The organism is Mesorhizobium sp. L103C105A0 (assembly GCF_000502215.1).
Classification (GTDB): Bacteria; Pseudomonadota; Alphaproteobacteria; order Rhizobiales; family Rhizobiaceae; genus Mesorhizobium.
The window spans coordinates 21,316-47,073 of sequence record NZ_AYXF01000013.1 but is presented as its reverse complement, the minus strand read 5'-3'; the positions used below and the strand labels follow the sequence as shown (position 1 = coordinate 47,073).

The window sequence follows — 25,758 nt, the reverse complement described above, 5'->3', positions numbered from 1 at the left end:
GTTGGCCATGAGCCAAGACATTGCAGGAATTATCCTGGCCGGAGGCCTGTCACGGCGCATGGGCGGCGGCGACAAGACTTTGCTGGCGCTTGGCGAGCGTCCGCTTCTCGACCATGTCGTTGCCCGCCTGGCGCCGCAGGTCGGATCGCTGGCGGTCAGCGCCAATAGTGACCCGGCGCGCTTCGCCGCGGCCGGTCTTCCGGTTCTCGCCGATGCGGTGGAAGGCTATGCCGGACCGCTGGCCGGAATTCTCACCGGCCTCGAATGGGCGGCAGCGAATACCGCTTTCAAGGCATTGGCGACGGCCGCCGGCGACACGCCGTTCCTGCCGGTGGACCTGGTCGAGAGGCTGGCTGCGGCTGTTGACGAGCGACCAGGCTCCATCGCTGTTGCCAGTTCCGGCGGCAGGCGGCATCCGACCTTTGCGCTGTGGCCGCTCGGGCTGCGTGAGGCCTTGCGCCATTTCCTGATCGACGAGGACAACAGGCGCGTCTCCGCCTTCATCGAGCGGCACGACTGTGTCGAAGTGGAATTTCCGTTGCTGACCCACGGCAGTGACGAGATCGACCCGTTCTTCAACATCAACACACCGCACGACCTTGCGGTGGCCGAGCGTCTGTTGCAGAGCATCGGCCCATGAACATCTTCGGCATCACCGGCTGGAAGAATTCCGGCAAGACCACACTGACCGAGAAGCTGGTCACAGAGCTCGTCCGGCGCGGCTGGACAGTGTCGACGGTCAAACACGCCCATCATGAGTTCGACATCGACAAGCCTGGCGCCGACAGCTTTCGTCACCGCCAGGCGGGCGCCACCGAAGTCGCGGTGGTGTCGGGCAAACGCTGGGCGCTGATGCATGAATTGCGCGGTGAGGACGAGCCGACGCTGGAGACGGTCCTGTCGCGGTTGGCGCCGTGCGACATCGTGCTGGTCGAAGGCTACAAGCGCGAGGCGCACAAAAAGATCGAGACCCGGCGGCGGGAGGCCAAGGACCGCTCGCCGCTGTCGGCGAACGACGGACATATCGTGGCGATTGCCGCCGACTTCGCGGTTACCGGCGAAAGCCTGCCTGTGTTCGATCTTGACGACACGGGAGGGATAGCCGACTTCATCGAGCGCATGACCGGCCTCAAACCTTGAGGCCCCTGCCCTCGCCCGGGTCAACCGCCCTCTTCAGCCGTTGCATTGTCTAAGCGCGTCGCGCCTGAACGGCCTCATGCGACGCTTCAGGTTGTTTTATTTATGCATGTCGTCGTCCCAAAACCGCTGCGCACTTTTGGGCGACATGCATTAACCCGGCGTCGGCATTGGCTGGACCCGCAAATCCCGCAAGCAACGGTTTTACAGTTGCTTTTCTCCCGAAAACAGTGGGAGTATCGCGCCAGCGGGCGGTCAAAAGCACCGCCCCACAGAGCCGTTCCGGAACGACGGCCGGGAGCCATAAAGAGAGGACTATCATGCGTATTGCACTGCGTATCGCGCTCGCCGCATCGGCTGCGCTGCTGACGCTCGGCGTCGCCCAGGCTCAGGAAACGACCCTGAGAATCGGCACCGAAGGCGCCTACCCCCCATTCAACAACCTGACCTCCGACGGCCAGCTCGTGGGCTTCGACATCGACATCGCCAAGGCGCTCTGCGACGAGATGAAGGTCAAGTGCACCTTCGTCGCCCAGGATTGGGACGGCATCATTCCGGCCCTGCAGGCCGGCAAGTTCGACGCCATCGTCGCCTCGATGTCGATCACGCCGGAGCGCGCCGAGAAGGTCGACTTCACCCACAAATACTACAACACGCCGTCGGCGATCGCGGTACCCAAGGATTCGACCCTCAAGGGCGTGACCAAGGAAGACCTGGCCGGCAAGACCATCGGCGTCGCAACCACCACGACGCATTTCAATTATGCCTCGAAAACCTATACGGACAGCACGGTCAAGGGCTATCCGAGCAGCCCCGAAGAGCAGGCCGATCTCGCCAATGGCCGTCTCGACGCGATCGAGGACGATATCGTCGTGTTGCAACAGTTCCTGGATTCGCCTGATGGCGCCTGCTGCAAGATTCTCGGCCAGCCTTCGCCGCAGCCGGTCGATATCTTTGGACCGGGCGCCGGCATCGCCGTGCGCAAGGGCGAGACGGATCTGGTCAACAAGTTGAACAGCGCCATCGACGCAATCCGCGCCAACGGAAAGTACAAGGAAATCAACGACAAGTACTTCAAGTTCGACGTCTTCGGCGCCGAGTCCTGATCGTCTGAAACAAGGCGGCAGGGGAAGTTTCCTCCTGCCGCCTTGGCCTGACAGAAGTGGAGACAAGACCCGTCAATGCCAAGCCAGAACATATGGATACTTCTCACTTGGGGACCCGATGGCTGGATTGACGATATTGCCTATGGCGCACTGGTCACCATTGCGCTCGCGCTGGCGACACTGCCGATCGGCCTGACGATCGGCTTTTTCGTCGCCTGGGCGAAACAATCCGAAGAGCCATCGCTTCGCGTGGCTGCCAACATCTACACCACGGTGTTTCGCGGACTGCCGGAACTGGTGACGCTTTTCCTGTTCTTCTTCGGCATGCCGATCCTCTTGCAGTATGTCATCCGTCTGTTCAGGCCGGAAGCGACGGTCGATGTCGACAGCTTCCTCGCCGGCATGATCGTGCTGTCGCTGATCTTTTCGTCCTATTCCAGCGAAGTCTTCCTTTCGGCCTTTCGCGCCATTCCGAAGGGCCAGTATGAGGGCGGCTATGCGATCGGGCTGTCGAAATGGCAGACGATGCGCAAGGTGATCCTGCCGCAGCTGCTGCGCATCGCCTTCCCCGGCCTTGAGAATTGCTGGCTGAGCCTGCTCAAGGACACGGCCCTGGTGTCGGTCGTCAACCTGGCTGAAACCTTGCGCAACGCCGGCGTGGCGGCCCGTGTCACCAAACATTCCTTCCTGTTCTACAGCGTCGCGGCGATGGTGTTCCTTATCCTTGCCATCCTGTCGTCGATCGCCACCGGCTTCATCCTGCGTTCGCTCGGGAGGAGGGAGGCACGATGAGCGTCGTGACGCGCGCCGCCGTCGACATCGAGAAGCCACCACCACGGGCGCGAGGCTGGCCGCGGGCCCGTATCGTCGGTTACGCGCTGGTCGGCTTCTGGATCCTGTTCGGCATCGGCATCGCCGTCTATCTGGTTTACGCTTGGAATGGCGAATTCTTCGCCAGATACGCGCCGGCCTATCTGCAGGGCTTGGGAACCACGCTTGCGCTGGTGGCCATCTCGATGGTGCTCGGCGCGCTTTTTTCGCTGCCCGTCACCTATGCCCGCATGTCGAAGAACCGCTATCTGTCCGTCCTGGCCTATTGCTACGTCTACTTCTTCCGCGGCACGCCGCTGCTGGTCCAGGTCTATCTCGTCTATTACGGCCTGGGCTCATTCCGGGTGCAGCTCGAATCCGTCGGGCTGTGGTGGTTCTTCCGCGACGCCTTCAATTGCGGTGTGTTCGCCTTCGCGCTCAACACCGCCGCCTACCAGGCCGAAATCCTGCGCGGCGCCATCGAGAGTGTTCCGCGGGGCCAATGGGAGGGCGCTGCTTCGCTCGGCCTGCACAAGCTGCAGACGCTGCGCAAGGTCGTCCTGCCGCAGGCCTTTATCGTCGCGCTCCGGCCCTACGGCAACGAGCTCGTCTTGATGATCAAGGCTTCCGCCATCGTTGCCATCATCACCGTCTATGATTTGATGGGCAACGCGAAGCTGGCCTACGCCAAGTCCTTCGACTTCCAGGCCTATGTCTGGGTCGCCATCGTCTATCTGGTGATGGTCGAGATCCTGCGCCACGGCGTCGAATGGATCGAGCGACGGATCACCATTCATCTGATCCGCTGAGCGGTCGGCTGTACCAGTCGATCGGCTCATGCGCGTCTTGACGAATTGTGTGCAGTGCCTAGAGCTTGCGCTGACAATTTCGCTTTCATCTGAAGGGCAAACCCATGGCATCTGTGGCATTTCTCGGTCTTGGCGTGATGGGCTATCCCATGGCCGGGCACCTCAGGAACAAAGGTGGCCATGAGGTCACCGTCTATAACCGCACCGCAGCGAAAGCCGAGCGATGGGTTGCCCAGCATGGCGGCAAGCTTGCTTTGACGCCGGCAGAGGCCGCAGAGGGCCAGGATTTCGTCTTCTCCTGCGTCGGCAATGACGACGATCTGCGCTCGGTGACGACCGGGGCCGATGGCGCCTTCGCCGCGATAAAAAAAGGCTCCGTTTTCATCGACAACACCACCGCCTCGGCCGAAGTCGCGCGCGAACTGGCCGACGCCGCTGAAAAGGCCGGCTTTTCCTTCCTCGACGCGCCGGTTTCCGGCGGGCAGGCGGGCGCCGAGAACGGCGTGCTGACGGTGATGGTCGGCGGCGAGCAGGCTGCCTTCGACAAGGCCAGGCCGGTCATCGACGCCTTTGCCCGGATGGTCGGGCTGATGGGTCCGTCGGGCGCCGGCCAGCTCACGAAAATGATCAATCAGATCACCATTGCCGGGCTGGTTCAGGGACTGGCCGAAGGCATCCATTTCGGCAAGAAGGCCGGGCTCGACATCGAGAAGGTCATCGAGGTGATTTCCAAGGGCGCTGCCGGGTCCTGGCAGATGGAGAACCGCCACAAGACGATGAATGCCGGTAAATATGATTTCGGCTTTGCCGTCGACTGGATGCGCAAGGATCTCGGCATCTGCCTCGATGAAGCCGACCGCAATGGCGCGAGACTGCCGGTGACCGCCCTTGTCGACCAGTTCTACAAGGATGTGCAGGCGATGGGCGGCAAGCGCTGGGACACCTCGTCCTTGCTGGCACGCCTGGAAAAATAGGCGTTCGCAATGGCCGAGCTTTCGCCCCAATCGAGCGCCGATGAGATCGTCGCCCATTTGCGCTCGATCGGCTCGGAGGACAATCGCCGCGGTATGCTGCGCTACGGCATCAAGATCGAGCGCGCGCTCGGCATCTCGCATGGCATGCAGCGGCAGATCGCCAAAAAGATCAAGCGCAACCACGAGCGTGCTTTCGAGCTTTGGCAGACCGGCATCATGGAGGCGCAGTTCATCGCTTCCGTCACGGCCGACCCGAAGCGCTTCTCAGCCGCGGATGCACGACTATGGGCCGCGTCCTTCGATTCCTGGGATATCGTCGACGGCGTCTCCGATCTCTTCGTCGACACGGACGCCTGGAAGGAGCTGATCGAAGAGTTCGCGGCGGACGAGCGCGAGTTTGTTCGACGCACGGCCTTTGCAATGATGGCGTGGTCCGTCGTGCACCGGAAGCAGGAGCCGGTGGCGACTTTCCTCGGCTTCCTGCCGATCATCGAAGCGCATGCCACCGACAGCCGCAATTTCGTGAAGAAGGCGGTAAACTGGGCGCTTCGTTCGATCGGAAAGCGATCGTTGGAGATGCACGGCGCTGCCCTTGCCGTCGCCGAACGACTGGCCCAGTCGGCCGACAAGACGGCGCGCTGGATTGGCAAGGACGCCGTACGGGAACTCACCAATGCCAAGATCATCGAGCGGATCGCCGCCAGAAAAGGCTGACCTAGCCAACGTCCGGTTCACCGAGGTGACGCGGCAGACGCGCGCCGATTTCGAAGGCCTCTTCGAAGCGCAAGGCGGTCCGAAGTATTGCTGGTGCATGGCCTGGCGGCCCCTGCCCGGCCGCCGCGAGCATGTCCAGCACGCCGAGTTGAAACGGGCCATGATGGCGCTTGTCGAGGCCGGTACGCCGGTCGGAATCTTGGCCCAGATTGACGGCAAGACCGTCGGCTGGTGCTCGGTCGCGCCGCGCCAGACATATCGGAAGCTGACGTCGCAACAGGACGATGACGAGACCGGCATCTGGTCGATCGTCTGCTTCTATGTGCCAAGGGCGCTGCGCGGCGGCGGGCTGGCGGCAGCGCTGCTTGACGCTGCCATAGATCACGCCTTTGCCAAGGGCGCCGGCGTGATCGAGGCCTACCCGGTCGACGAGGCATCGCCGAGCTACCGTTTCATGGGGTTTCGCGACATGTTCATCGCTCGCGGGTTCCATGAGGTCGGCATGGCCGGCTGTCGCAGACATGTGATGCGGCTCGAGCGTTGACGCGATCGGCCGCGGCGTCTTTACTCCTGCACAAAGGAAGCGGCCGATGAGCAGTCCTCTCAAATCGACCTTAGCGCTTGCAGCCGCGTTGTTGGTGTTCACCGCTACCAACGCCTCAGGCCAAACCGCGCACATCTTCTGGAAAGATCTGCGTCCTGCGACGCAGGCGGTGGCCGAAGATGCCGGCCTGCCGATGATTGCGGCAAAACTGCCCGATCGTGGCGAGACATTGTCGCTCAACCTGCAGGACAAGACGGTACAATTAGCCGGCTATGCATTGCCGGTCGACCGTGATGGCGATCTCGTCTACCAGTTCCTGCTGGTGCCGTGGACAGGCGCTTGCAGCCACATGCCGACGCCGCCGCCCAACCAGATCGTGCTGGTGACGCCGGCCCGTCCCTACAAGATGTCGCAGGCCTATGAGTCGGTTGCCGTGACCGGCGCCTTGCGGCCCGGCTTGGAGAAGAGCCAGTTGTTCATTCTCGACGGCGTCAGCATCATCCAGTCCGGCTACACCCTACGCAAAGCCGATGTGGTGGCAGTCGACACGGTGCCGGACACGATCACGCTGCCGGTCAACTCGCCCTGGAGTTTCCTCAACAAAAATAAAAACTAAGCGCCGCCTGCTTGTGCAGCGTCAACGCCCAGTCATGGACAACCGCGCTCAGGCCGCGTTGGCGCCGGATTCCTTGTCCAGCAGCATGTAGTCGAGCGGCATTTCGGTGGTGTACTTGATCTGCTCCATGGCGAAGGACGACGACACGTCGCGGATCTCGATCTTGGCGATCAGCCGCTTGTAGAAGGCGTCATAGGCGGCGATGTCGGGCACCACGACGCGCAGGAGATAGTCGACGTCGCCGCTCATGCGGTAGAATTCGACCACTTCGGGAAATTCCTGGATGACTTCCGAGAAACGCCGCAGCCATTCATGGCTGTGCGAATTGGTGCGGATCGACACGAAGACGGTGACGCGCACATTGACCTTTTCGTGGTCGAGGATGGCGACGCGCCGCTTGATGACGCCCTCTTCCTCCAGCTTCTGGATGCGGCGCCAGCACGGCGTCGTCGACAGGCCGACTTTCTTGGCGACATCGGCAACCGCGAGCGTCGCGTCCTCCTGCAGGAGGCGGAGAATTTTTCTGTCGAGGCGATCCATTAAGGTGCTCCTGGTGCAGGCCGCGTTCCCTCGGGCGCGACGCGCTTTGGGAATAGATTGGCTATACTCCCTCTTATTTCGACCTTTCACAAGAAAGAAATTCTGCCGGATGGCACAAAAGCGAGTGATATCTTGCTTAAAGTCTAATCTATGCGATAGCGGATTTCCGATCTCAGAAACGGCAGCAAATCCATTTCAAACCATGGATTCTGCTTCAGCCATCCTGAGTTGCGCCACGACGGGTGTGGCAGCGGCAGCACTTTCAGGCTGGCCGGCGCATCCCAGATGGTGCGCCAGTCCTTCACGGTTTCGGTCAGCGACGGCCGGCGCGTGGCGCCCATATGCCAGGATTGCGCGTAGGAGCCGATTGTCAAAACGAGGTCGATCTGCGGCATCAGCGCCATCAGCGGCGCGCGCCAGGCCAGCGCGCATTCTCGGCGCGGCGGCAGGTCGCCGCCCTTTGCGTCCTGGCCGGGGAAGCAGAACCCCATCGGCACGATGGCGAATTTATCCGTGTCGTAGAATTCCTCGCTGGTTACGCCCAGCCAGCTTCGCAGCCGGTCGCCGGACGGGTCGGTGAACGGCATGCCGGACGAATGCACCTTTGTGCCTGGCGCCTGGCCGGCGAGCAGGATGCGGGCGCTGGATGATGGCAGCAGCACCGGGCGCGGCTCGTGCGGCAGTGGCCTGCCGACCGGAGTGTCGACGCAGATGCGGCAGGCGCGGACCTTTGCCGTCAAGCGTTCGAGTTCCGCCTCCATCAGGCGGAAGCGCTCGGACGGCTGGAGACGGCGCTGTACCAGCGCAGCACGTTTGTGCACTCGTCCGGCACTTTGATGCGCGCTGGTTTCATGAAATCCATGGCGATCATGCCGGTGATATCGGCGATCGAATAGGCGTCACCGGCGGCGAATTCGCGGTTTGCCAGTTCGGGGTCGAGCAGTTTCAGGAATTCGACCGCTTTCGCCTTGTTGGCCTCGCCCCATTCGGGGATCTGCGGAATTTCCCATTCCTTCATCGCCGGATGGATGTGGCGAAAAGCCTGGGCGACGCAGCTGAGCAGATTGAACTCCATGCGCCTTTGCCACATCTCGACCTTGGCCTTGCCGAGCGCGCCTTGCCCGAACAGCGCCGGTTCGGGATGCAGTTCCTCGAAATAGCGGCAGATGGCGACGGATTCGGTGAGGATGGTGCCGTCGTCGAGCTCCAGCACCGGCAGCCGCTGCAGCGGGTTGCGCGACCTGACCGGCTCCTGCTTGTGCCCCATCGCACCCATATCGACCGGCACCAGTGGCACTGCGATGCCCTTCTCGGCCAGGAAAACCCGCACGCGCCGCGGATTGGGGGCGCGGCCGCCATCGAACAGTTTCATGCTTTCCTCCCGATATGGTCCTTCAACTATAGTGCTCGTCACCAGACGCGAAACATCTCTCGCAAGGCGTCACCGACCGAAGCCAGCGTGCCGTGCTTTCTTTCGAGCGGGCCGCCGTGGTGGCTTTCGCGCCAGTCTTGCGGCTCATCGAACGTGCCGGCCCAGATGCCAACCTTGCCGGCGCGGGCAATGGCCTGCTCGGTGTCGAAATCGCCATAGGCAATTGCCCAGCCGGCCTCAACCTGGGCCCGGTTGAGATCCTTTCCACCGGCCTTGCAATCGCCGAGCAGGCGGCCGTAGCGCTCGCGCTGCCAGCCGCTGCAGGTCACCGGATTTCCTGATATCAGCCGCACCAGCGCCTGGCGCGCCAGCCTGCCGCAGGCGTAGTCTGCGCCATCCCTACGGCAGATCTGCTGGTATTCCGGAGCGTCGATGCCGCGCATGCGGATACGTTCGGTGCCAAGAGTGAGTGAATCGCCATCGTTGACGATCGCCACCCCTTCCGCCTTGCGCGTCTCGAAACGGTCAAGGCGTGCGGCGAGCAGGATCAGCAGGCCGAGCAGAATGACCGTCAGCGCGTAATCCAGCAGCTTGCGCCACAGGCTTCGCGGCGGCGGCGGATAGTATCGCCGGCGCGGCCTTGGCGACCACGAACGGCTCATATGGCAAACAGTCTCTTAATCATTCGAACGTAGCTTAACGAATTGAGATCGCTGCGCGCATAAATCGAAGTTTCCATGCCTCTGCTACGCTCGAACACAGCGGATAAATTCATTGTGGACCGCCGGAAACCGCACCGCAACAGCGATGTGGCGCGCGCGGTGCGCAAGACGCGCGACCGTCTTTCGCAGCAGGTCGGCAATCTCGACTTCGACCGCGAGCTGCTGAAGCTGCATGCCGGGACCATGGTGCGCGGCGCAGCCGTCATCCCACTGCTGGTGTTGGCGGTCGCGGCGGCCGGGCTGCTGGCCGGTGTGGACAAACAGATCAGCGTCTGGGCGCTGTTCACCCTGATCTGCTATTCGATCGTCGCCTTCATGGCGCGGCGCGTCGGCCGCACCGAAGCTGCCGAGCTCAACCCTGTTCGCACCCGCAGGGAATTCCTGATCGGCCATTCGCTGTGCGGCCTCGGCTGGGCGTGGTTCGCCTGGCTCGGCTGCGCCACCTGCCAGATCGACCAGTTCCAGGTGGCCAAGGCGGTGGTGCTGCTGCTGGTCATGGCGGCGACCGCTATCATGGCGTCGTCCTTGCGCGGCTCGCTGATTGCCACCTTCGTCGTTCCGGTGGCGGTCTATGCCTATGCCGAGACGAAATTTTGGGTGCCGGTCGGGACGATCATGGTCGCCCTGCTGGTCGCGGCATTGCCGTTCTTTGCCTATATCGCGCGCCATCTCAACCGCTCGTCGCTGATACTTCTGTCCTTCCGCTCCGAAAAGGATGCGCTGCTCGCCGAGGTGGAGACCGCGAAATCGATGTCGGACGAAGCTCGTCGGCGGGCCGAAGACGCCAATCTGGCGAAGTCGCGCTTCCTTGCTTCTATGAGCCATGAGCTCAGGACGCCCCTCAACGCCATTCTCGGTTTTTCCGAGGTGATGGCCAATGAGGTGCTCGGGCCGATGAGCAACCCGACCTATCGCGACTACGCCCGCGACGTGCACGATTCCGGCCAGCATCTGCTCGACCTGATCAACGAAATCCTCGATCTGTCGCGCATCGAGGCCGGCCGCTATCAGCTCAACGAAGAGCCGGTGATGCTGCTCAACATCGCCGAAGATTGCTGCCACATGATGGAATTGAAGGCGCGCAACAAGGACATCCGCATCGTCCAGGATTTCGAAAGTGCCCTGCCGCGGCTGTTCGCCGACGAGCGCGCGGTGCGGCAGATAACGCTCAACCTCCTGTCCAACGCCATCAAATTCACCGCCACCGGCGGCGAAGTTCGCGTGCGCGTCGGCTGGACGGCGGGCGGCGGCCAGTACATTTCGGTCAAGGATAACGGGCCGGGCATACCGGAAGACGAAATCCCGATCGTGCTGTCCGCCTTCGGCCAGGGCTCGATCGCCATCAAGAGCGCCGAACAGGGCACCGGGCTCGGACTGCCGATCGTGCAGGGCCTGCTTGCCATGCATGGCGGCGAATTCGAACTTCAGTCGAAATTGCGCGAAGGCACCGAGGCAATCGCCATTTTCCCGCTCGCCCGAGTGATGGAGGAACTGCCGGCGCTGCCAACCAAGACCGTGGCGGCGGCCCGCCGACGTTGACAGCTTGTTCTAGGCTTTGACCGCCGCCGCCATGCCCGAACTGGTAAGCGCCGCCGCCTTGACCAGACCGGCGGCAAGGGCGGCCCCTACCCCTTCGCCGTGGCTGATGCCGAGATCGAACAGCGGCCTGAGGCCGAGCCGCTCGGCGGCAAGCCTTTGGCCGGGTTCGGGCGACTGGCTGGCCAGCAGGCAATGGTCGAGCGCACCCGGGTTGGCGGCATGCAGCACGGCAGCGGCAGCGGTCGCGGCGAAGCCGTCGAGCAGCACCGGGATTTTTTGCATCCGGGCGGCGAGGATGGCGCCGGCAATGGCCGCAAATTCGCGGCCACCGACCCGGCGCAGTGCTTCCAACGGGTCCTTCAGAGCCGCACCATGGAAGGCGACGGCTTTATCGACTACATCAGCCTTGCGCGCCTGCATGGCCGCGTCCGCGCCCGAGGCGGGGCCGACCCAGTCGGCGCCGCTGCCACCGAACAGGACGGCGCACAAGGCCGCCGCAACGGTGGAGTTGCCGACGCCGAGATCGCCAAGGCAAATCAGATCGGCGCCACCGGCGATGGCTTCCATGCCGAAGGCCATGGTGGCGGCGCAGCCGCGTTCGTCGAGGGCGGCGTCCTCGGTGATGTCGGCGGTCGCAATGTGCAGCGCCAGATCGAACACCTTGAGGCCAAGATTGTTGGCGACGCAAATCTGGTTGATTGCCGCACCGCCGGCGGCGCACAGCTCAACGGCGTTTGCGGTCGCAGCGACAGGGCGCGGCGAGATGCCGTGGCGGGTCACGCCATGGTTGCCGGCGAAGATCGCCACCAGGGGCCGGTTCACCGCCGGCGGGGCGCGCCCGCTCCAGGCAGCAAGCCAGGCGGCGATGTCCTCGATGCGGCCAAGCGAGGCTTTCGGCTTGTCGGCCTTGGAAAATAGGGTGCGCACCCTGTTTTCCGCGACTGTATCGGCAGGCGGCAGGCTCGCCAGCAGATTGCGAAAGTCGTCGAAGGGCAGCGCGCTGGTCATGTCGGTCCTGATCATTCCCTGTGGTTGATCAGCGGCATAACCGCCTTGCCCGGCCGGCACAACTCCCCTCGACATTGGCGCGAAAGCGGTTGCCCGCGCCGCATTCCGAAGGGCTTGCATTGGCTTTGCCGTTGCACCATGTGGAGATGGAGCGAGGGATTCCGGACGGAACCTTCAAGAGAAAGTCATGACGGCCATCGAATCCCCGTGCATCCTGGTCTGTTCGATCGACATGAAAACCGGCTTCTGCTTCGGCTGTGGCCGCACGCGCGATGAAATCGGCGCCTGGATGGGGATGACGCCGGAGGTACGCCGCAGCGTCATGGCCGAGTTGCCGGCCCGATTGGAAACGGTCGAGCGCCGGCCGCGCCGGGAAACACGCCGCAGCCGCATGGCGCGCGAGCGCGACGTCCTCTCTTGAAACGGCAGGTCCAATGAACCGACTGTTCTGGATCGTGATGGCGGCAATCGGCCTCGGGCTGGTGCTGCTGATGATCAACAACGACGCCGGCAGCACGTTCGGCATCGAGAATTACGATTTCAGCCGTCTGGTCTGGCTGGGGGCGATCGGCTTGCTGGTCAGCGCCGGCCTTGTCCGGTCCGGCAGGCCGCTCGGCGTCATGGCCCGCAATCTCGGCACGTGGGCCCTGATCGTGCTGGCGCTCGTCGCCGGCTACCAGTACCGCTACGAGTTGCAGGATTTCGCCAGCCGGGTGACGGCGGGCCTCGTTCCCGGCAGCCCGCTGGCGCTCGGCGTCGAGGACGGCCATGCCACCGTGACCCTGGACAAGGCCGACAGCGGCCATTTCGAGGCCCGCATCACGATCAACGGCGCGCCGATCCGCACCGTCGTCGATACCGGCGCGACCAGTACAGTGCTCACCGCCGAAGACGCGCAGGCGGCCGGCTTCAATCCGGCCGCGCTGAGCTTCACCGTCCCGGTCTCGACCGCCAATGGCATGGCGCGCGCCGCTTCGGTGCGCACCGACGAACTGGCGATCGGCGGCATCGTGCGCAAGAACATGCAGGTGATGGTCGCCGCGCCCGGCGCGCTCAGCCAGAGCCTGCTCGGCATGAACTTCATCGGTTCCCTGTCGGGTTTCGACGTGCGCGGCGACCGGATGATTCTGCGCGACTGAACTGCTTAAGCGGCCTTTTCAACACGGTCGAAATTGACGGCAGCGAACGCTGCCTTCAGCACATCCGGTCCGGCGCCGGGTTTCGTCGCGTCGGTGGACAGTATCTGCCGGAAGCGGCGCGCGCCCGGCAGGCCGTGGAACAGCCCGACCATGTGGCGGGTGACGTGGCCGAGCCGCCCGCCCTGCTCGATATGCCGCGCGGCGTAGTCGGCCATCGTGTCGATCAGCGCGGCAAAATCGTAGGCGCCGGCCTTGTCGCCGTAGAATGCCGCGTCGACGCCGGCCAGGATGCCTGGCGTGTGGTAGGCGGCGCGGCCAAGCATGGCGCCATCGACATGATCGAGGTGGCGAGCCGCCTCTTCGAGCGATTGAACGCCTCCATTGATGCCAATGAATTTGTTCGATTTTCTAGCCTTGAGGCGATAGACCCTGTCATAGTCGAGCGGCGGGATGTCGCGATTTTCCTTCGGGCTCAGACCCTCCAGCCAAGCCTTGCGCGCATGCACCCACAGCGCGTCGGCGCCGGCCGCGAAAACGCCGTCGGCCAGCGCGTCGAGCGCGGGCTCCGGATCCTGCTCGTCGACGCCGATGCGGCATTTGACCGTCACCGGGATTTTCACCGCCGCCTTCATCGCCGCCACACAATCGGCGACGAGGTCAGGCACTTTCATCAGGCAGGCGCCGAACGTGCCGGACTGGACGCGGTCGGACGGACAGCCGACATTGAGATTGATCTCGTCGTAACCGAAGCCCTCGCCGATGCGCGCCGCCTCGGCCAGCTTTTGCGGATCGGAGCCGCCGAGCTGCAGTGCCACCGGATGTTCGGTCTCGTCAAAACCAAGCAGCCGCTCGCGCGCACCATGGATGACAGCGTCCGCCACCACCATTTCGGTGTAGAGCAGCGCACGCTGCGTCAACTGGCGGTGGAAGAACCGGCAATGCCGGTCGGTCCAGTCCATCATAGGCGCAACGGAAATCCTATGGTCTTGATTTATCACGCTTTTTCTCGTATTTTCAGGGCCTTAAAACGTGCACACGTTCGCCGTTTGTACGACACGATATCCGTCAGTTTTCGCATTTTGTACCCCTCCCTGTGCACACAGCGTGCACGAAAAAGAGACCACCCATGGCATCCATCAACAAGTTGGCTTCCGGCAAGTGGCGTGTGCAGGTTCGCTGCAAGGGCCACTACCTCAGCACCAGCTTCTCGTTCCGCAAGGACGCCGAGATGTGGGCGCGCCGAATTGAGCGAGAAATCGACCTGGGTCAGAAGCCTGCTCCCAAGCACAAGGACGGGATCAAAACGGTCTCCGACCTGATCGACCTGCATATCGCCGATATGACGGAAGTTGGCAAGTTGATCGGGCGTTCGAAGGCATTCAGCCTGGACCTGCTACGAGCCAGGCTCGGAAGGCTCAACATCGCGGATCTCAGTCGCGAACAGGTCATAAAGTTCGGCAAGGAACGAGCCGAGGAAGGCGCCGGACCTGTCACCGTTGGAATAGACATCGGATACATCCGGACATTGCTGGTGCACGGCGCGGCTGTGCATGGACTGCCTTATTCAGCGGAGCCGGTGGAACTTGGTCGTGTCGCCCTCGCCCGCTTGGGTCTTGTTGGCAAGGGCAACGAACGCGATCGGCGACCGACACTTGGCGAGATAGAGGCCCTGATCCGGTACTTCAGAGAAAACAATTTCCAGATTATCCCCGTCGACAAGATCATCCGCTTTGCGATCGCCACCGCCATGCGGCTCGGGGAAATCTGCAACGCCACGTGGGAGGACCTGAACGACCGCAACAACACCCTGCTGATACGAGATCGCAAGGACCCACGCCACAAAAAGGGCAATCACATGCGTATCCCGCTCCTCGATGTGAGTGGTTACGACGCCCGCGCGATCCTCGAAGAGCAGCGTTTCTCCACTGAGGGAAAGGGACGCATCTTCCCCTACAATGGGAAGTCGGCCGGAACCGCCTTCCGACGTGCCTGTCATGAACTTGAGATCGAGGATCTGCACTTTCACGACCTGCGTCACGAAGGCACAAGCCGCCTGTTCGAAGCTGGCTTCACCATCGAGCAGGTCGCCATGGTCACCGGGCACAAGGATTGGAAGATGCTCCGCCGGTATACCCACTTGAGGCCGGAGCAACTTCATGTGATCGCGGCGAGGCTTCAACAAACACCGCCACATGCGGAGTTGCGGCAAGCAATCGGTTAATACCACATTGCCAGACATCCGCCGTTGCTGGGAGGACAACGACGAATCCAGGATGGATTGAGCGATGTTGTCACGGGTCGCAAGGATTGGAAGATGTTGCGTTGACATACGCATCTCAGCCGGAAACCCTGCACACGGTCAAGAGCTGCGAGGGCAGCCTAGCCGACCGCCAATAAATTGGCGCTTCCAAAGGAAACCGCAGGCGGCTCCGTGGAAAACGCAGCGATGATCGCCTCGAGCGAGACATTCAATACGCTGGAAAAGGTCCGGCCCTTCTGCCAAATCGCAACGTAGTGATAGAGCGCGGACGGCTCCACTGGCCTTATTCCCAAGTGAAACGCCGCGTACTCACGCGCAATGATCTCATTGGTTATCGAAATGCCTAGGCCAGCCGAGACGTATCCGGCTTCGTGACCGTTGCAATCGAATTCTACCAGTATGTCCGGCTCAACGCCGGCGAAGCGTAAGGCATTGAAGTTCATTTGGTGGGCGGCGAACTGGGGATCGATGTCAACGATCGTTTCGCCTGCCAGGTCGTGAGCATCGATACAGGTCTGTTTTGAAAAACGGTGGTCGGGATGAAAGATGCATACGTTTCGTGCCGACCCAAGCGGCGCCCACTCAAACAGATTTGGATCCAAGGGCAGCCTCGAGATTCCGAGTTCGGCACGCCCTGACAGGATGTGCTCGCCGATCTGCTCGTAGCTTCCCGAAAGTGACCGGACATTCGAGGCGGTCTTTGAGTGGATGATCGCCACGACCTTGGGCAAGGTCACGAAACCGAAAACAGAAGGCGCGGCAATCGCAATCCTCTGCTTTTCCTCGTTCTTCATAGCGAAGATCGACGCTTCCAGCCGATCCAGCGACGTCAGGGCAAGTTCCACGTTTCGCAGGAGTTCCCAGGCTTCCTGCAAGGGGACGATGCGGTTGGCTGATCTCTTGAAGAGTGTGATGCCGAGCGTGGTCTCGAGTTGCTTCACATGTTGACTGACGGCCGGCTGGCTTATCCCGAGCGCTGCCGCCGCTCGCCTTGTCGAACCGGCCCGCAACACCTCTCGGAAGACCTTCAGTTGACGGAGCTTCAGGTCGCTCTGCAGCAACTCCATTCCCTGCGCTCCTTTCCCTGATAACGCCACCCGGGAAGCAGATAACGCCAACCTGGGAAGCAACGAACCTCCTCAGTATATAACGGTGCGTTATAGATAAAATAATAAAAATTATAGATTGAGTGCGCAATTTCAAGCGATAGGATGAACTAATATCTCAAAATAACTCCAAATTACCAATATAACAATTCGCAACCTTGGGTTATACGTCTGAGTCCGCGCGACAAAGGGCCGGCGTATCCTGCGGTATTGCGAGTCGAGGAAAGCGCCCCATGGGTGGTTTTACTACTCAGTTTGTTGTCGCACTCACCGTGACCATAAGCCTGGCTCTTGTCAGCGGCTGCCTGGGTACGGCATTCGGGCTGTTTCTGGCCATTTCGAAGGGCACGGCACAGCCGCGCCTCAACAGCGTCGTGACGGCCTACACGACGGTTGTCCGTGGTGTGCCAGAACTTCTCATTATCCTGCTCATCTACTTCGGCGGAACGACCCTTGCCAGCAAGATCGCCGGCCGGTACGTGGAGGTGAACGCATTCACCGCAGGCGTTATCGCGCTCTCGGTCGTCTTCAGCGGCTATGCGACCGAAGTGTTTCGCGGCGCGATTGCGGCGGTACCCGCGGGTCAAACCGAAGCGGCAAAGTCGCTTGGGCTGAACGCCTGGCAGCGCTGGGTGTTCATCATCGGACCGCAGATGCTGCGGCTGGCGCTGCCGGCCTATGGCAATCTCTGGATCTCGCTCTTCAAGGATACCGCGCTGGTCTCCATCGTCGGTCTGACCGACATCATGCGCGTTGCGTATGTGGGGGCCGGATCCTTGCGCGCACCATTGACCTTTTACCTTGCCGCCGCCGCTCTCTACCTCTCGCTGACCACCGTCACGCTGCTGTCGATCCGGCTGGCTGAGCGACGTTATCCGGCCCTCGGCCGGTAGGAGGGAGCGACCATGAACCTCGGCCTGATGTTTGACGCACTGGTTGTCCTGCCTTCCGGTGTTGGTCTCACATTGACCCTGACGGTCTTGTCACTGACTGCCGGATTTCTTCTGTCCGTGCCGCTGGCCTTCATCCGCGCGTTCGGACGTCCCGGCCTCTCGCTCTCGGTGCTGGCATACACCTATGTCATACGCGGCACGCCGATGCTGGTTCAACTCTTCCTGCTCTATTATGGCCTCGCTCAGATCGAGGCGGTGCGAGCCAGCATCTTCTGGGTCATCCTGCGCGATCCTTTCTGGTGCGCCCTTTTGACATTCTCGCTGAACAGCGCGGCACACACCACCGAGATCCTGTGCCGGGGTCTCCAGTCCGTACCTAAGGGTGTCACCGAGGCGGCCACGTCTCTCGGCTTGAAACGCTTGCAGATCGCTCGCCTGGTCACCTTCCCAATCGCTTTCAGGATTTCGCTTCCGGCTTATGGGAACGAGATCGTCGGGATGATCAAGGGTTCGTCCCTGGCGAGCACCGTTACGCTGCTCGAAATCACCGGCATGGCGAGACAGATGGTTTCGACGACGTTCGCGCCCTACGAGATCTTCATCGTCGCCGGAGCGATCTATCTATCGCTGACATCGATTTCCGTAAAGGCGATCCAATTCCTGGAACGGCGGCTGTCGACGGACGGCCATCCGGTGCGTCGACGAAAGGCGCGATTGCGCCCCGCCCTACCTGACCCAGAGATCACGACGCCCCTGCCCTGACCTGCGGGTTTTTGGCAGCCCTTCCTATCCAAACCAACGAAGAGGTGCATCATGCGCATACCCCTGGCTATTGCTGTTTCTATCGCATCCCTGATGTCGGCATTCCCGGCGAGCGCCGAAAGCGAGCGCGTCATTTCGATCGCCTCCGAAGGCGCCTCGCCGCCTTGGGACAGCACCGACGCGAACGGTCAACTCTACGGTTACGATATCGATGTTGGACAGGAGCTGTGCCGTCGCATCGAGATCAAATGTACCTTTGTCCCGCAGGATTGGGACGGGATCATCCCGGCACTGCTTGTCGGCAAGTTCGACGTCATCATGTCCGGCATGGCGATCACGGAAAAGCGCAAGCAGAAGATCGCATTCTCCGTTCCCTACGCCACCGGCTTCAACCAGTTCGTTGTGCGCAAGAACCTGGGTCTCGATCCTGGCGACATCAAGCAGAAGGTCAACCTCTCGACCATCGGGGACAAGGAGAAGGCGACCATTGAACGCCTCAGATCGACACTCGCCGGCAAGGCGATCGGGGCCCTGCGCTCGTCAAATTCGGAAGCGGTCGTGAAGGAAATGCTGGGCGATGTCGTGACCATCCGCAGTTATGACAGCCAGGACAACATGAAGCTCGATCTTGCCGCGGGTCGCATCGACGGCGGTCTCGCCGACTACTTCACCTGGCGGGATTTCCTGGAGACGCCTTCCGGTTCGGATGTGGTGTTTTTCGGCCCTGAACTGAATGGCGGGCTCTGGGGGCCGGGCGTCGGCGCAGGTCTGCGCAAAGACGATACGGAGTTGCTCGCCAGGTTCAACGCGGCCATCGACGCGGCCACCAAGGATGGGACGATCAAGGCGCTGAGCCTGAAATGGTTCAAAAGCGATATCTCGCCTGCAGTCGCGCAATAGGCAGCAACCGACTTCGACATTGACGTGGCGCCGGCCGGAATGCCAGCGCCCTCCCCTCCTTCAAGGCGAGCCCCATGAAAGACCAGTTCTGCGCGGTCGTTACCGGCCAATCCCTGATCAAGCACGATATCCGTGACATCAAAGACGAACGCTTCATCGCGGTTACGGACTTCCTGCGACAAGGCGACGTCGTCTTCACCAACTTCGAGTCGACGATCCTGGGCAAGCACGGCGGGTGGCCGACCAAGGGCAAATACTTCGGATATTCCAGGGCTGAAGTGCTCGACGCATTGCAGGCGAACGGTTTCAACGCGCTTGCGCTCGCAAACAACCACGCCTTCGATCTCGGCGTTGGCGGCATCCTGTCGACGCTGGAGGAGGTGGAAGCGCGGGGCTTCCTCCATGCCGGCATCGGGGCCGACGAGACGGATGCGAGGAAACCGGGCCGCCGCCAGCTGGGCGCGCGCGAGGTCGCACTTCTTGCGATGGATGCAGGCCCTGGCCCGACCAACATGTATGCCGAAGACCGTACAGCCTTCCGGCCGGCTCGGCCGGGCGTCAATCGCCTGAGCACCGTTCGCAAGATGGGGGTGCCGGACGGACATTTCAGCAGACTGGCAAGGCTGGGCGCCCATTTGCAAAGCTCCCCGTTTGAACTGGCCAACTATGCGCAACCGGAGGACCCGGTAGAGGTGGCAGCCGGCAAGGAGATCAATTTCTACGGCACCGTGTTCACGCAAGCCGCCGATTTCGGCCGCCTCATCGAAGTCGACCAGCAGAGCGCAGCCATCCATCTGTCCGCCATCCGGCACGCCGCGGCACAAGGCGATTTCGTCATTGCCTATCTGCACCACCATCATTGGGAACCAGGTTGGCAGAACGTGCCGCGCTGGGTGCAGGCCTTTGCCAGGATGTGCATCGACGCCGGCGCCAACCTGTTCGTCAGCCACGGTGCTCCGGTGCTGCAGGCAGTGGAAATCTACAATGGCTCGCCGATCTTCTACGGCCTCGGAAATTTCCTTTTCCACGTCCACCCGAAGGAAACCGAATGGGATCCACCGGAAGTCTGGCAAAGCATCGTCGCGGCCTGCCGCTATGATGGGAGCGGAAACCTCGCAGGAATAGACCTCCTGCCCGTCGTGATCGGCGCGAAAGCTCAGTCTCTCGGATCAGCAACGGGCAGATTGGTACCCGTCGCCGTCGCTGGAAGCGCGGCGCGAGACATCCTCGAGGGATTCGCGACCCGATCGCGGGCGTTCGGCGTCGAAATCGAAGTGTCCCCGACTTGCGGCCGCATCGCCCTGCCCGCTGCACGAAAATTCGGCTGACGGCCCGACCGACCGCTCACACCGTCTTGCATTCCGCCGGCGGGGACTCGCCGCCCGTCTCGCTATCTGCCTTTGTGTCTAGCCTGGGCCAGTTCTTCTCCTAACGCCGCGATCAGGGACGAGACGCGACCGCGCACACGCGGCGGAAGTTTCACTAGCCCTTCAATCAGTCGCCGACCCTCCGCGCTGGCAATGAAATCCAGGCGCTCATCGACCGGCAGGGGCCGCGCCTCGACGCGGGTTTCATCGTTTCCCGGCAGGCCTTCAAAGAAGCGGCCGACAGGAACGCCGAGCGAACTGGCGATCTCGTAGAGCATCGACGCGCTCACGCGATTGCGCGCGTTCTCGTATTTCTGCAGCTGCTGGAAACTGATGCCGATGGATCGGGCAAGCTGGGCTTGCGATACGTCCGATTGGACGCGAACCGTCGCAATCTGCCTGCCGACATGCTGATCGGCGGGATGCGGGTCGCTTTCGATCTTCGGCTTCGGCCCCGTCCGAAGGAGGACTGAGCGTTGCGGTTTCAACAAGGCCTTTCGATCCTCCATTAGTCAGCCGGACAGAGAGTCTGTCGCCACGCGCCGGGCTCTCCGCACCGATGTGATCTGCAGGTCGACTCGCCATTTTATATACCTTATGGGGTGCAAAATGACCCTATTGGTGGCAAAGAAAATCTGCCTGCCGATTGTGGCCTCATGGTCAGTCCACGACAGATTCGAGCCGCACGAGCTTTGCTTGGTTGGTCGCAGCAGGAGCTTGCGGACAAGGCAATCGTGTCGCTGAACGCTCTGACCCGGTTGGAAAACGGCAAGGTAGATTCCCGGATCAGCACTTTGCAGGCCATTGAGGCGGCCCTGATAAAGGCGGGTGTCGAATTCTTATCCGCTGGTCAAAAGGGTGAAGGTGTTCGGCTCTTAGATCCTCAGGCTTGAATGTCCCGTTGGCGGAAGGACAGGTTCTCGCAGCTGCAACCGCCACAACTACCCTCCGGCGGGTGACGAGAGGCAAAGTCGTGGTATTGTCGGAATCAGCCATGATCCGAGTTTCCTGAAGCTTGGTTGTGGTCAGGCTGGGATGACTCCCCGACGCACGTCCTCAGCCGAGTCCAAATGTGAGCCCCTGCTCCTATGAAACTTTGGAAGCAGAAAAACTATGTGAGCGATTTCATATCACATGAGCCATAAGTGATCAACTTGAAATTAGATGATATGAAAGAAATTATGGGCGCCCAGATCAGAGGAGCGCGAGGATTAATACGTTGGAGTGCCGAAGATTTGGCCGATGCGGCGAGCGTGGGAGTAGCCACAGTTAGGCGCGCAGAAGCTGCGGATGGCGTCCCTCCAATCACAATAGCAAATCGGAATGCGATCCGTGGTGCCCTGGAAAGGGCGGGCATCGAGTTCATTTCGGAAAACGGCGGTGGCGCTGGCGTGCGCTTGGCCAAACGGCAATAGCGAACAACGCGCAGCTTCGAGCGATCGTCTAAATCTCATCGCCGACGTCCCGCTTGCTTTTTGCACTAGGTGCGGCCATCCGCACAGGTGACATTGAACGACTGAAAAGGGGCCGAAAGGGGACTGTCAGCTTCTAAGCACGAATTTTCACAAGCGGACTTTCATGCCGCAATGGAATCGACCTGACAGGGCGCAATCCAAGCCCTAGCCAGGGAACAGGAATGCCGAGGCAGGATCGAAGAAAATGCGTTGACCCGGTGCGATGGCGCTGTCCGCTTCCTCTGCATCGGAGGTTGGCCTGACGTCGATATCTTCTCCGGCCGCCGTGCGCGCCACGATGCGCCGGCGGTCGCCGAAGAAGGCGGTATCGACGATCTCGACGCCGAGTGCTGCGCTCGCTGGCCCGGGCGTCAGGCGGAAGGCTTCGGGGCGTACCATCAGGCGCACCTTTTGACCTTGACCAAAGGATGTTGTCGTCTTTACGCCGGTCACGATCGAGCCGTCGGCCAGGCGGACCGTCGACGCGCCACCTGCGGTTAGCAGATGCTCGGCCGGCAGGAAATTCGAGTTGCCGATGAAGCCGGCGACAAACTCGCTCGCCGGCCGGAGGTAAAGATCCTCACCGGTGCCGATCTGTTCGATACGGCCTTCCCTGAACAGAGCGATGCGATCCGAAAGATGCAGCGCCTCCTCCTGGTCATGCGTGACATAGAGGATCGTGACGCCTGTCTCGCGGTGGATGCGGCGGATCTCGGCCTGGATCTCCTGGCGCAACTTCTTGTCGAGTGCCGACAGCGGTTCGTCCATCAAGAGGATCGGTGGGTCGTAGGCCAGCGCGCGTGCAAGCGCCACGCGCTGCTGCTGGCCGCCAGACAGCGCGCCCGGATGGCGGTCGGCGAAGTTTTCGAGGCGCACCAGCGCCAGCATGTCGGCAACCTTGCGCTTGACCTCACCGTCGGGCCGGCGGCGCACGCGCAGCGGAAAGGCGACGTTCTCGGCGACGCTCAGATGCGGAAAAAGGGTGTAGCGCTGGAACACCATGCCGATGTTGCGCTTGTGCGACGGCACCGAAAGCAGCGATCTGTCCTCCAGGAGCACATCGCCCGAGCTCGGATCCTGGAAACCGGCGATGGCGTACAGCGTGGTCGACTTGCCGGAGCCCGACGGGCCGAGGAACGTCAGGAACTCGCCCTTGGGCACATCGACGGTGACGTCGTGGACGGCGACGAAGGCACCGAACGTCTTTCTTACTGCGCGTATGGACAGGAAGGGAGGGATCATCTGGTCAATTTTCTGCGAAGGAGTGCGGTCACGATCATCAGGCACAAGGTCAAGCCGACAAGCAGGCTGGAGGCGGCGGCGACGACCGGGCTGAGGTCGGCGCGCAGGCTGCCCCAGATTTTCACCGGCAAGGTTTGCAAGCTCGGGCTCGCCATGAAGATCGCCACCACGACCTCGTCCCATGAGGCCAGGAAAGAGAAGATCGCCGCCGAGAAGATGCCGATCCTGATCGACGGCAAGGTGATCCTAAGCCTCGCCTGCAGCGGGCTGGCGCCGCAGACGATGGCCGCGTCCTCGATGGATTTGTCAAAACCCTCGAGCGCGGCCGTGATCGGAATGATGGCGAAAGGCAGCGCCAAGATGGTGTGGGCGATGACGAAGCCGACCGTGGTGCCGGCAAGGCCGATGCGCAGGAAGAAGGCGTAGATGGCGATGGCGAAAACGACCACCGGCAGCACCATCGGCGTCAACAGCAAGCCGCGCAGGACCTGGCGTCCGCGAAACTCACCCCTGACCAGGCTGAAGGAGGCGAACAGGCCGATGATGACGGCGAGGATAGCGGCCATGGCGGCAATTCGGGCACTGGTCAGAGCGGCATCGATCCAGGTCGGGTCGCCCAGCAATTGCTGATACCATTTCAGCGTCCAGCCGGGTGGCGGAAAGGCCAGCCAGCGCGACGAGCCGAATGACAGGAGCACGATGAAGACCACCGGCAGCAGCAGGAAAGCCGTGACGGCCGCCGTGAAGCCGCCAAGCACCATCCGCAGCCATCCGAGCCGTTCATAGTCGAGCAGCATGTCAGGTCCCTCCCCCGGCGCGCCTGGCCCCAACCAGGCGAAACTGGATCGCGTAGAGCGCCATGGTGACGGCAAGCAGGACAAAGGCGGCCGCACTGCCGAGCCCCCAGTTGAGCAGCGACTGCACCGTCTGGGCGATCATCTCGGCCAGCATCATGTTCGATGTGCCACCGAGCAGGGCCGGGGTGACGAAGTAGCCAAGCGACATGACGAAGACCATCAGGCCGCCAGCAGCGACGCCGGGAAGCGACAGCGGCAAGAGGATGCGGCGGAAGGCCTCGAACGCGCTTGCGCCGCAAAGGGCTGCCGCGCGCAGCGTCATCGGGTCTATCGACCTCAGTGTGCCGACCAGCGGCAGGATCATGAAGGGCAGCATGATGTAGACCATGCCGATGGTGACGCCGGCCAGATTGTTGATGAGCGGCAGCGGTTCGTGAATGATGCCCAGGCCCATCAGTGCCCGGTTAATGACACCGGTGCGCTGCAGCAGCACCATCCACGCATAGGTGCGGGTAAGAAGGTTCGTCCACATAGACAGGATGATGATGCCGAAGACGATCGAGCCCAGGGCGGGCGGCATGATCGCCAGCATCCAGGCGACGGGGAACGCCACCAGGATGGTGACGGCGGTTACGACCGATGCAACCAGAAAGGTGTTGAGGAACACCCGCACATAGGTGCCGCTGCCGAACAGCGCCGCGTAGTTCTGTAAGCCCGGTTCGGGATCGGTGACGCTGCGCAGCAGCAGGGCGACCACCGGCACGATAAAGAACAGCCCGACCAGGAGCAGGGCCGGCAAGGCGCTGCCACTGCCGGTCGGCAGGCCGACGATCGAGCCGCGTCTAGGAGAATTTCCTTGCATCGAGCGGTCCTGTCTCGAAACGGGGCGCGCAAGCCGCGCCCCGTCGGTCTGCAACGGCGTTACTTGGTCTGCCAGGCATACCAGCGCGTCGCGATCTCGTCGCGATGCTCGGCCCAGTAGTTCATGTCCAGGTTGATCTGGCCCTCGACATGGGCATCTGGCAGGGCCTTGACGGAATCGGCCGGCATCTCCGCCTTGGCCTTGGTGTTGATGGGCGCATAGCCGCTTGCTTCGGCGAATTTCGCTTGGCCGGTCGGGCTGGTGGCGGCGGCAAGGAACTTCATCGCGCTGGCCTTGTTCTTGGTACCCTTCGGCACGACGAGCACGTCGGCGGCGGTGAGGTTCTGGTTCCAGGAGACGCCGACATCGGTGCCGTCCTGCTGAAGGGCGAAGACGCGCCCGTTCCACAATTGCCCGAAGGCGGCCTCGCCGGAGGCGATCAACTGCTGCGACTCGGCGCCGCCGCCCCACCAGACGATGTCGGACTTGATGGTGTCGAGCTTCTTGAAGGCACGGGCGAGGTCGAGCGGATAGAGCTTGTCCGCCGGCACGCCGTCGGCCAGCAGAGCGATCTCGATCACGCCCGGCGCCGACCATTTGTAGAAGGTCCGCTTGCCGGGAAACTTCTTGGTGTCGAACATGTCGGCCCAGCCGGCCGGTTCGCTCGCGACCGCGCCCTTGTTCCAGGCGAGCACGAAGGAATAGTAGAAGCTGCCGACGGCATGCTCATTGCTGAAGCGCGGGTCGAGATCGGTCTTGGGCACGACCGCATAGTCGATCGGCTCGAGCAGTCCGTCCTTGGCGGCCTTGATGGCGAAATCCATCTCCACGTCGACGACATCCCAGGTGACGTTGCCGGCGTCGACCATGGCCTTGAGCTTGCCGTAGTCGGTCGGTCCATCCTGCAAAACCTTGATGCTGGAGCTGGCCTCGAAGGGGGCGGCCCAGGACTTGGTCTGCGCCTCCTGCGTGGTGCCGCCCCAGCTGGTGAACGCCATCTCATCGGCCTTGGCGGCTGTCGCCGCGAGCAGTCCGGCCAGCAGGCCGGTCAAAATCAATTTCATTGTCATTCTCCTCTGTTGGTC

At 62.1% G+C, this 25,758-nt stretch carries 31 protein-coding genes; 19 read left to right on the top strand and 12 right to left on the bottom strand.

Features of this window, described 5'->3' with window-relative positions:
- The first annotated feature begins 7 nt into the window (after positions 1-7).
- From mobA to X727_RS139465, 9 genes are all read left to right on the top strand, one after another.
- Positions 8-640 (top strand): molybdenum cofactor guanylyltransferase MobA, encoded by a 633-nt coding sequence (gene mobA, locus X727_RS139425; RefSeq protein WP_023710490.1) that lies wholly within the window; start codon positions 8-10, stop codon positions 638-640.
- On the top strand, positions 637-1,140 hold the full coding sequence (gene mobB, locus X727_RS139430; RefSeq protein WP_023690740.1) for a molybdopterin-guanine dinucleotide biosynthesis protein B: 504 nt from the start codon (positions 637-639) through the stop codon (positions 1,138-1,140). The genes mobA and mobB overlap by 4 nt, the downstream gene beginning before the upstream one ends.
- A 317-nt stretch (positions 1,141-1,457) precedes the next feature.
- The gene (locus tag X727_RS139435) at positions 1,458-2,243 is read left to right on the top strand and encodes an ABC transporter substrate-binding protein (protein WP_023688509.1); all 786 of its coding nucleotides are present in this window, start codon (positions 1,458-1,460) and stop codon (positions 2,241-2,243) included.
- Between the two features lie 75 nt (positions 2,244-2,318).
- Positions 2,319-3,035: an ABC transporter permease gene (locus X727_RS139440; RefSeq protein ID WP_023669007.1), complete on the top strand. Its 717-nt coding sequence runs from the start codon at positions 2,319-2,321 to the stop codon at positions 3,033-3,035.
- A complete protein-coding gene (locus tag X727_RS139445; protein ID WP_023669008.1) occupies positions 3,032-3,862 on the top strand; it encodes an ABC transporter permease in 831 nt (276 codons plus the stop codon). The genes X727_RS139440 and X727_RS139445 overlap by 4 nt, the downstream gene beginning before the upstream one ends.
- 104 nt (positions 3,863-3,966) lie before the next feature.
- The gene (locus X727_RS139450; protein WP_023745085.1) at positions 3,967-4,836 is read left to right on the top strand and encodes an NAD(P)-dependent oxidoreductase; all 870 of its coding nucleotides are present in this window, start codon (positions 3,967-3,969) and stop codon (positions 4,834-4,836) included.
- Between the two features lie 9 nt (positions 4,837-4,845).
- A complete protein-coding gene (locus X727_RS139455; RefSeq protein ID WP_023745086.1) occupies positions 4,846-5,550 on the top strand; it encodes a DNA alkylation repair protein in 705 nt (234 codons plus the stop codon).
- Positions 5,510-6,094, top strand: coding sequence for a GNAT family N-acetyltransferase (locus tag X727_RS139460; RefSeq protein WP_023745087.1), 585 nt, complete (start codon positions 5,510-5,512; stop codon positions 6,092-6,094). The genes X727_RS139455 and X727_RS139460 overlap by 41 nt, the downstream gene beginning before the upstream one ends.
- 46 nt (positions 6,095-6,140) lie before the next feature.
- A complete protein-coding gene (locus X727_RS139465; protein ID WP_023745088.1) occupies positions 6,141-6,710 on the top strand; it encodes a DUF3299 domain-containing protein in 570 nt (189 codons plus the stop codon).
- Positions 6,711-6,758: 48 nt separating this feature from the next.
- Here X727_RS139465 and X727_RS139470 read toward each other — a convergent pair whose 3' ends face one another.
- The 4 genes from X727_RS139470 to X727_RS139485 form a co-directional block, all read right to left on the bottom strand.
- Complete coding sequence (locus X727_RS139470; protein WP_023669013.1) at positions 6,759-7,250, bottom strand: Lrp/AsnC family transcriptional regulator; 492 nt, start codon at positions 7,248-7,250, stop codon at positions 6,759-6,761.
- Between the two features lie 143 nt (positions 7,251-7,393).
- Positions 7,394-8,011: a uracil-DNA glycosylase family protein gene (locus X727_RS139475; RefSeq protein WP_023688514.1), complete on the bottom strand. Its 618-nt coding sequence runs from the start codon at positions 8,009-8,011 to the stop codon at positions 7,394-7,396.
- Positions 8,011-8,622: a glutathione S-transferase gene (locus X727_RS139480; RefSeq protein WP_023708349.1), complete on the bottom strand. Its 612-nt coding sequence runs from the start codon at positions 8,620-8,622 to the stop codon at positions 8,011-8,013. The genes X727_RS139475 and X727_RS139480 overlap by 1 nt, the downstream gene beginning before the upstream one ends.
- 38 nt (positions 8,623-8,660) lie before the next feature.
- Positions 8,661-9,284: a thermonuclease family protein gene (locus X727_RS139485; protein WP_023745089.1), complete on the bottom strand. Its 624-nt coding sequence runs from the start codon at positions 9,282-9,284 to the stop codon at positions 8,661-8,663.
- Between the two features lie 75 nt (positions 9,285-9,359).
- Between X727_RS139485 and X727_RS139490 the strand changes: the two genes are divergently transcribed.
- Positions 9,360-10,883, top strand: a complete 1,524-nt coding sequence (locus X727_RS139490) for a HAMP domain-containing sensor histidine kinase (RefSeq protein WP_023745090.1) — start codon at positions 9,360-9,362, stop codon at positions 10,881-10,883.
- 9 nt (positions 10,884-10,892) lie between these two features.
- On the opposite strand, the gene X727_RS139495 is transcribed toward X727_RS139490, so the two are convergent.
- Positions 10,893-11,891 carry a nicotinate-nucleotide--dimethylbenzimidazole phosphoribosyltransferase gene (locus X727_RS139495; protein WP_023710483.1) on the bottom strand — a complete coding sequence of 333 codons (999 nt, stop codon included), beginning with the start codon at positions 11,889-11,891 and terminating at the stop codon, positions 10,893-10,895.
- Between the two features lie 187 nt (positions 11,892-12,078).
- Between X727_RS139495 and X727_RS139500 the strand changes: the two genes are divergently transcribed.
- Together X727_RS139500 and X727_RS139505 are read left to right on the top strand one after the other, a co-directional pair.
- A complete protein-coding gene (locus X727_RS139500; protein ID WP_023824914.1) occupies positions 12,079-12,312 on the top strand; it encodes a DUF1289 domain-containing protein in 234 nt (77 codons plus the stop codon).
- 13 nt (positions 12,313-12,325) lie between these two features.
- Complete coding sequence (locus X727_RS139505; RefSeq protein WP_023726599.1) at positions 12,326-13,030, top strand: TIGR02281 family clan AA aspartic protease; 705 nt, start codon at positions 12,326-12,328, stop codon at positions 13,028-13,030.
- A 5-nt stretch (positions 13,031-13,035) separates the two neighbouring features.
- Here X727_RS139505 and dusA read toward each other — a convergent pair whose 3' ends face one another.
- Positions 13,036-14,028: a tRNA dihydrouridine(20/20a) synthase DusA gene (gene dusA / locus X727_RS139510; protein ID WP_031204674.1), complete on the bottom strand. Its 993-nt coding sequence runs from the start codon at positions 14,026-14,028 to the stop codon at positions 13,036-13,038.
- Between the two features lie 128 nt (positions 14,029-14,156).
- Here dusA and X727_RS139515 point away from each other — a divergent pair, with 128 nt between their 5' ends.
- Entirely contained in the window at positions 14,157-15,251 is a 1,095-nt protein-coding gene (locus tag X727_RS139515) for a site-specific integrase (protein WP_023835072.1), read from the top strand.
- A gap of 158 nt (positions 15,252-15,409) precedes the next feature.
- Here the strand turns inward: X727_RS139515 and X727_RS139520 are convergent, their stop codons facing one another.
- Positions 15,410-16,357 carry a LysR family transcriptional regulator gene (locus X727_RS139520; protein ID WP_023832148.1) on the bottom strand — a complete coding sequence of 316 codons (948 nt, stop codon included), beginning with the start codon at positions 16,355-16,357 and terminating at the stop codon, positions 15,410-15,412.
- 272 nt (positions 16,358-16,629) lie between these two features.
- On the opposite strand from X727_RS139520, the gene X727_RS139525 reads away from it, so the two are divergent.
- From X727_RS139525 to X727_RS139540, 4 genes are all read left to right on the top strand, one after another.
- A complete protein-coding gene (locus X727_RS139525) occupies positions 16,630-17,289 on the top strand; it encodes an ABC transporter permease subunit (protein WP_023832147.1) in 660 nt (219 codons plus the stop codon).
- A gap of 12 nt (positions 17,290-17,301) precedes the next feature.
- On the top strand, positions 17,302-18,051 hold the full coding sequence (locus X727_RS139530) for an ABC transporter permease subunit (protein WP_023832146.1): 750 nt from the start codon (positions 17,302-17,304) through the stop codon (positions 18,049-18,051).
- Positions 18,052-18,102: 51 nt separating this feature from the next.
- Positions 18,103-18,951, top strand: a complete 849-nt coding sequence (locus tag X727_RS139535; protein WP_023832145.1) for a transporter substrate-binding domain-containing protein — start codon at positions 18,103-18,105, stop codon at positions 18,949-18,951.
- A gap of 74 nt (positions 18,952-19,025) precedes the next feature.
- Complete coding sequence (locus X727_RS139540; RefSeq protein WP_023731779.1) at positions 19,026-20,279, top strand: CapA family protein; 1,254 nt, start codon at positions 19,026-19,028, stop codon at positions 20,277-20,279.
- 62 nt (positions 20,280-20,341) lie between these two features.
- Here the strand turns inward: X727_RS139540 and X727_RS139545 are convergent, their stop codons facing one another.
- Positions 20,342-20,809, bottom strand: a complete 468-nt coding sequence (locus X727_RS139545; RefSeq protein ID WP_245274207.1) for a helix-turn-helix transcriptional regulator — start codon at positions 20,807-20,809, stop codon at positions 20,342-20,344.
- Between the two features lie 165 nt (positions 20,810-20,974).
- Between X727_RS139545 and X727_RS139550 the strand changes: the two genes are divergently transcribed.
- Both X727_RS139550 and X727_RS1000000169180 read left to right on the top strand, forming a co-directional pair.
- Positions 20,975-21,211 carry a helix-turn-helix domain-containing protein gene (locus X727_RS139550; RefSeq protein ID WP_023716174.1) on the top strand — a complete coding sequence of 79 codons (237 nt, stop codon included), beginning with the start codon at positions 20,975-20,977 and terminating at the stop codon, positions 21,209-21,211.
- 276 nt (positions 21,212-21,487) lie between these two features.
- Positions 21,488-21,733: a hypothetical protein gene (locus X727_RS1000000169180; protein WP_023804518.1), complete on the top strand. Its 246-nt coding sequence runs from the start codon at positions 21,488-21,490 to the stop codon at positions 21,731-21,733.
- 204 nt (positions 21,734-21,937) lie between these two features.
- Here the strand turns inward: X727_RS1000000169180 and X727_RS139555 are convergent, their stop codons facing one another.
- The 4 genes from X727_RS139555 to X727_RS139570 are packed head-to-tail and all read right to left on the bottom strand — an operon-like array spanning position 21,938 to position 25,737.
- Complete coding sequence (locus X727_RS139555; protein WP_023716175.1) at positions 21,938-23,014, bottom strand: ABC transporter ATP-binding protein; 1,077 nt, start codon at positions 23,012-23,014, stop codon at positions 21,938-21,940.
- Positions 23,011-23,811 carry an ABC transporter permease gene (locus X727_RS139560; protein WP_023716176.1) on the bottom strand — a complete coding sequence of 267 codons (801 nt, stop codon included), beginning with the start codon at positions 23,809-23,811 and terminating at the stop codon, positions 23,011-23,013. The genes X727_RS139555 and X727_RS139560 overlap by 4 nt, the downstream gene beginning before the upstream one ends.
- A 1-nt stretch (position 23,812) precedes the next feature.
- Positions 23,813-24,673, bottom strand: coding sequence for an ABC transporter permease (locus tag X727_RS139565; RefSeq protein WP_023835070.1), 861 nt, complete (start codon positions 24,671-24,673; stop codon positions 23,813-23,815).
- Between the two features lie 59 nt (positions 24,674-24,732).
- Positions 24,733-25,737: an ABC transporter substrate-binding protein gene (locus X727_RS139570; protein ID WP_023716178.1), complete on the bottom strand. Its 1,005-nt coding sequence runs from the start codon at positions 25,735-25,737 to the stop codon at positions 24,733-24,735.
- Positions 25,738-25,758 lie beyond the last annotated feature (21 nt).

Excerpts from the sequence above, each read along its gene's own strand:
- X727_RS139455 (WP_023745086.1), top strand. The coding sequence starts at position 4,846 with ATGGCCGAGCTTTCGCCCCAATCGAGCGCCGATGAGATCGTCGCCCAT.
- X727_RS139500 (WP_023824914.1), top strand. The coding sequence starts at position 12,079 with ATGACGGCCATCGAATCCCCGTGCATCCTGGTCTGTTCGATCGACATG.
- X727_RS139440 (WP_023669007.1), top strand. The coding sequence starts at position 2,319 with ATGCCAAGCCAGAACATATGGATACTTCTCACTTGGGGACCCGATGGC.
- X727_RS139465 (WP_023745088.1), top strand. The coding sequence starts at position 6,141 with ATGAGCAGTCCTCTCAAATCGACCTTAGCGCTTGCAGCCGCGTTGTTG.
- X727_RS139565 (WP_023835070.1), bottom strand. The coding sequence starts at position 24,673 with ATGCAAGGAAATTCTCCTAGACGCGGCTCGATCGTCGGCCTGCCGACC.
- X727_RS139530 (WP_023832146.1), top strand. The coding sequence starts at position 17,302 with ATGAACCTCGGCCTGATGTTTGACGCACTGGTTGTCCTGCCTTCCGGT.
- X727_RS139470 (WP_023669013.1), bottom strand. The coding sequence starts at position 7,250 with ATGGATCGCCTCGACAGAAAAATTCTCCGCCTCCTGCAGGAGGACGCG.
- X727_RS139480 (WP_023708349.1), bottom strand. The coding sequence starts at position 8,622 with ATGAAACTGTTCGATGGCGGCCGCGCCCCCAATCCGCGGCGCGTGCGG.
- X727_RS139540 (WP_023731779.1), top strand. The coding sequence starts at position 19,026 with ATGAAAGACCAGTTCTGCGCGGTCGTTACCGGCCAATCCCTGATCAAG.
- X727_RS139515 (WP_023835072.1), top strand. The coding sequence starts at position 14,157 with ATGGCATCCATCAACAAGTTGGCTTCCGGCAAGTGGCGTGTGCAGGTT.
- X727_RS139555 (WP_023716175.1), bottom strand. The coding sequence starts at position 23,014 with ATGATCCCTCCCTTCCTGTCCATACGCGCAGTAAGAAAGACGTTCGGT.
- X727_RS139520 (WP_023832148.1), bottom strand. The coding sequence starts at position 16,357 with ATGGAGTTGCTGCAGAGCGACCTGAAGCTCCGTCAACTGAAGGTCTTC.
- mobA (WP_023710490.1), top strand. The coding sequence starts at position 8 with ATGAGCCAAGACATTGCAGGAATTATCCTGGCCGGAGGCCTGTCACGG.
- X727_RS139495 (WP_023710483.1), bottom strand. The coding sequence starts at position 11,891 with ATGACCAGCGCGCTGCCCTTCGACGACTTTCGCAATCTGCTGGCGAGC.
- X727_RS139475 (WP_023688514.1), bottom strand. The coding sequence starts at position 8,011 with ATGGAGGCGGAACTCGAACGCTTGACGGCAAAGGTCCGCGCCTGCCGC.
- X727_RS139435 (WP_023688509.1), top strand. The coding sequence starts at position 1,458 with ATGCGTATTGCACTGCGTATCGCGCTCGCCGCATCGGCTGCGCTGCTG.
- X727_RS139445 (WP_023669008.1), top strand. The coding sequence starts at position 3,032 with ATGAGCGTCGTGACGCGCGCCGCCGTCGACATCGAGAAGCCACCACCA.
- X727_RS139550 (WP_023716174.1), top strand. The coding sequence starts at position 20,975 with ATGGTCAGTCCACGACAGATTCGAGCCGCACGAGCTTTGCTTGGTTGG.
- X727_RS1000000169180 (WP_023804518.1), top strand. The coding sequence starts at position 21,488 with ATGAAAGAAATTATGGGCGCCCAGATCAGAGGAGCGCGAGGATTAATA.
- X727_RS139485 (WP_023745089.1), bottom strand. The coding sequence starts at position 9,284 with ATGAGCCGTTCGTGGTCGCCAAGGCCGCGCCGGCGATACTATCCGCCG.
- mobB (WP_023690740.1), top strand. The coding sequence starts at position 637 with ATGAACATCTTCGGCATCACCGGCTGGAAGAATTCCGGCAAGACCACA.
- X727_RS139570 (WP_023716178.1), bottom strand. The coding sequence starts at position 25,737 with ATGAAATTGATTTTGACCGGCCTGCTGGCCGGACTGCTCGCGGCGACA.
- X727_RS139505 (WP_023726599.1), top strand. The coding sequence starts at position 12,326 with ATGAACCGACTGTTCTGGATCGTGATGGCGGCAATCGGCCTCGGGCTG.
- X727_RS139560 (WP_023716176.1), bottom strand. The coding sequence starts at position 23,811 with ATGCTGCTCGACTATGAACGGCTCGGATGGCTGCGGATGGTGCTTGGC.
- X727_RS139450 (WP_023745085.1), top strand. The coding sequence starts at position 3,967 with ATGGCATCTGTGGCATTTCTCGGTCTTGGCGTGATGGGCTATCCCATG.
- X727_RS139535 (WP_023832145.1), top strand. The coding sequence starts at position 18,103 with ATGCGCATACCCCTGGCTATTGCTGTTTCTATCGCATCCCTGATGTCG.
- X727_RS139525 (WP_023832147.1), top strand. The coding sequence starts at position 16,630 with ATGGGTGGTTTTACTACTCAGTTTGTTGTCGCACTCACCGTGACCATA.
- X727_RS139460 (WP_023745087.1), top strand. The coding sequence starts at position 5,510 with ATGCCAAGATCATCGAGCGGATCGCCGCCAGAAAAGGCTGACCTAGCC.
- X727_RS139490 (WP_023745090.1), top strand. The coding sequence starts at position 9,360 with ATGCCTCTGCTACGCTCGAACACAGCGGATAAATTCATTGTGGACCGC.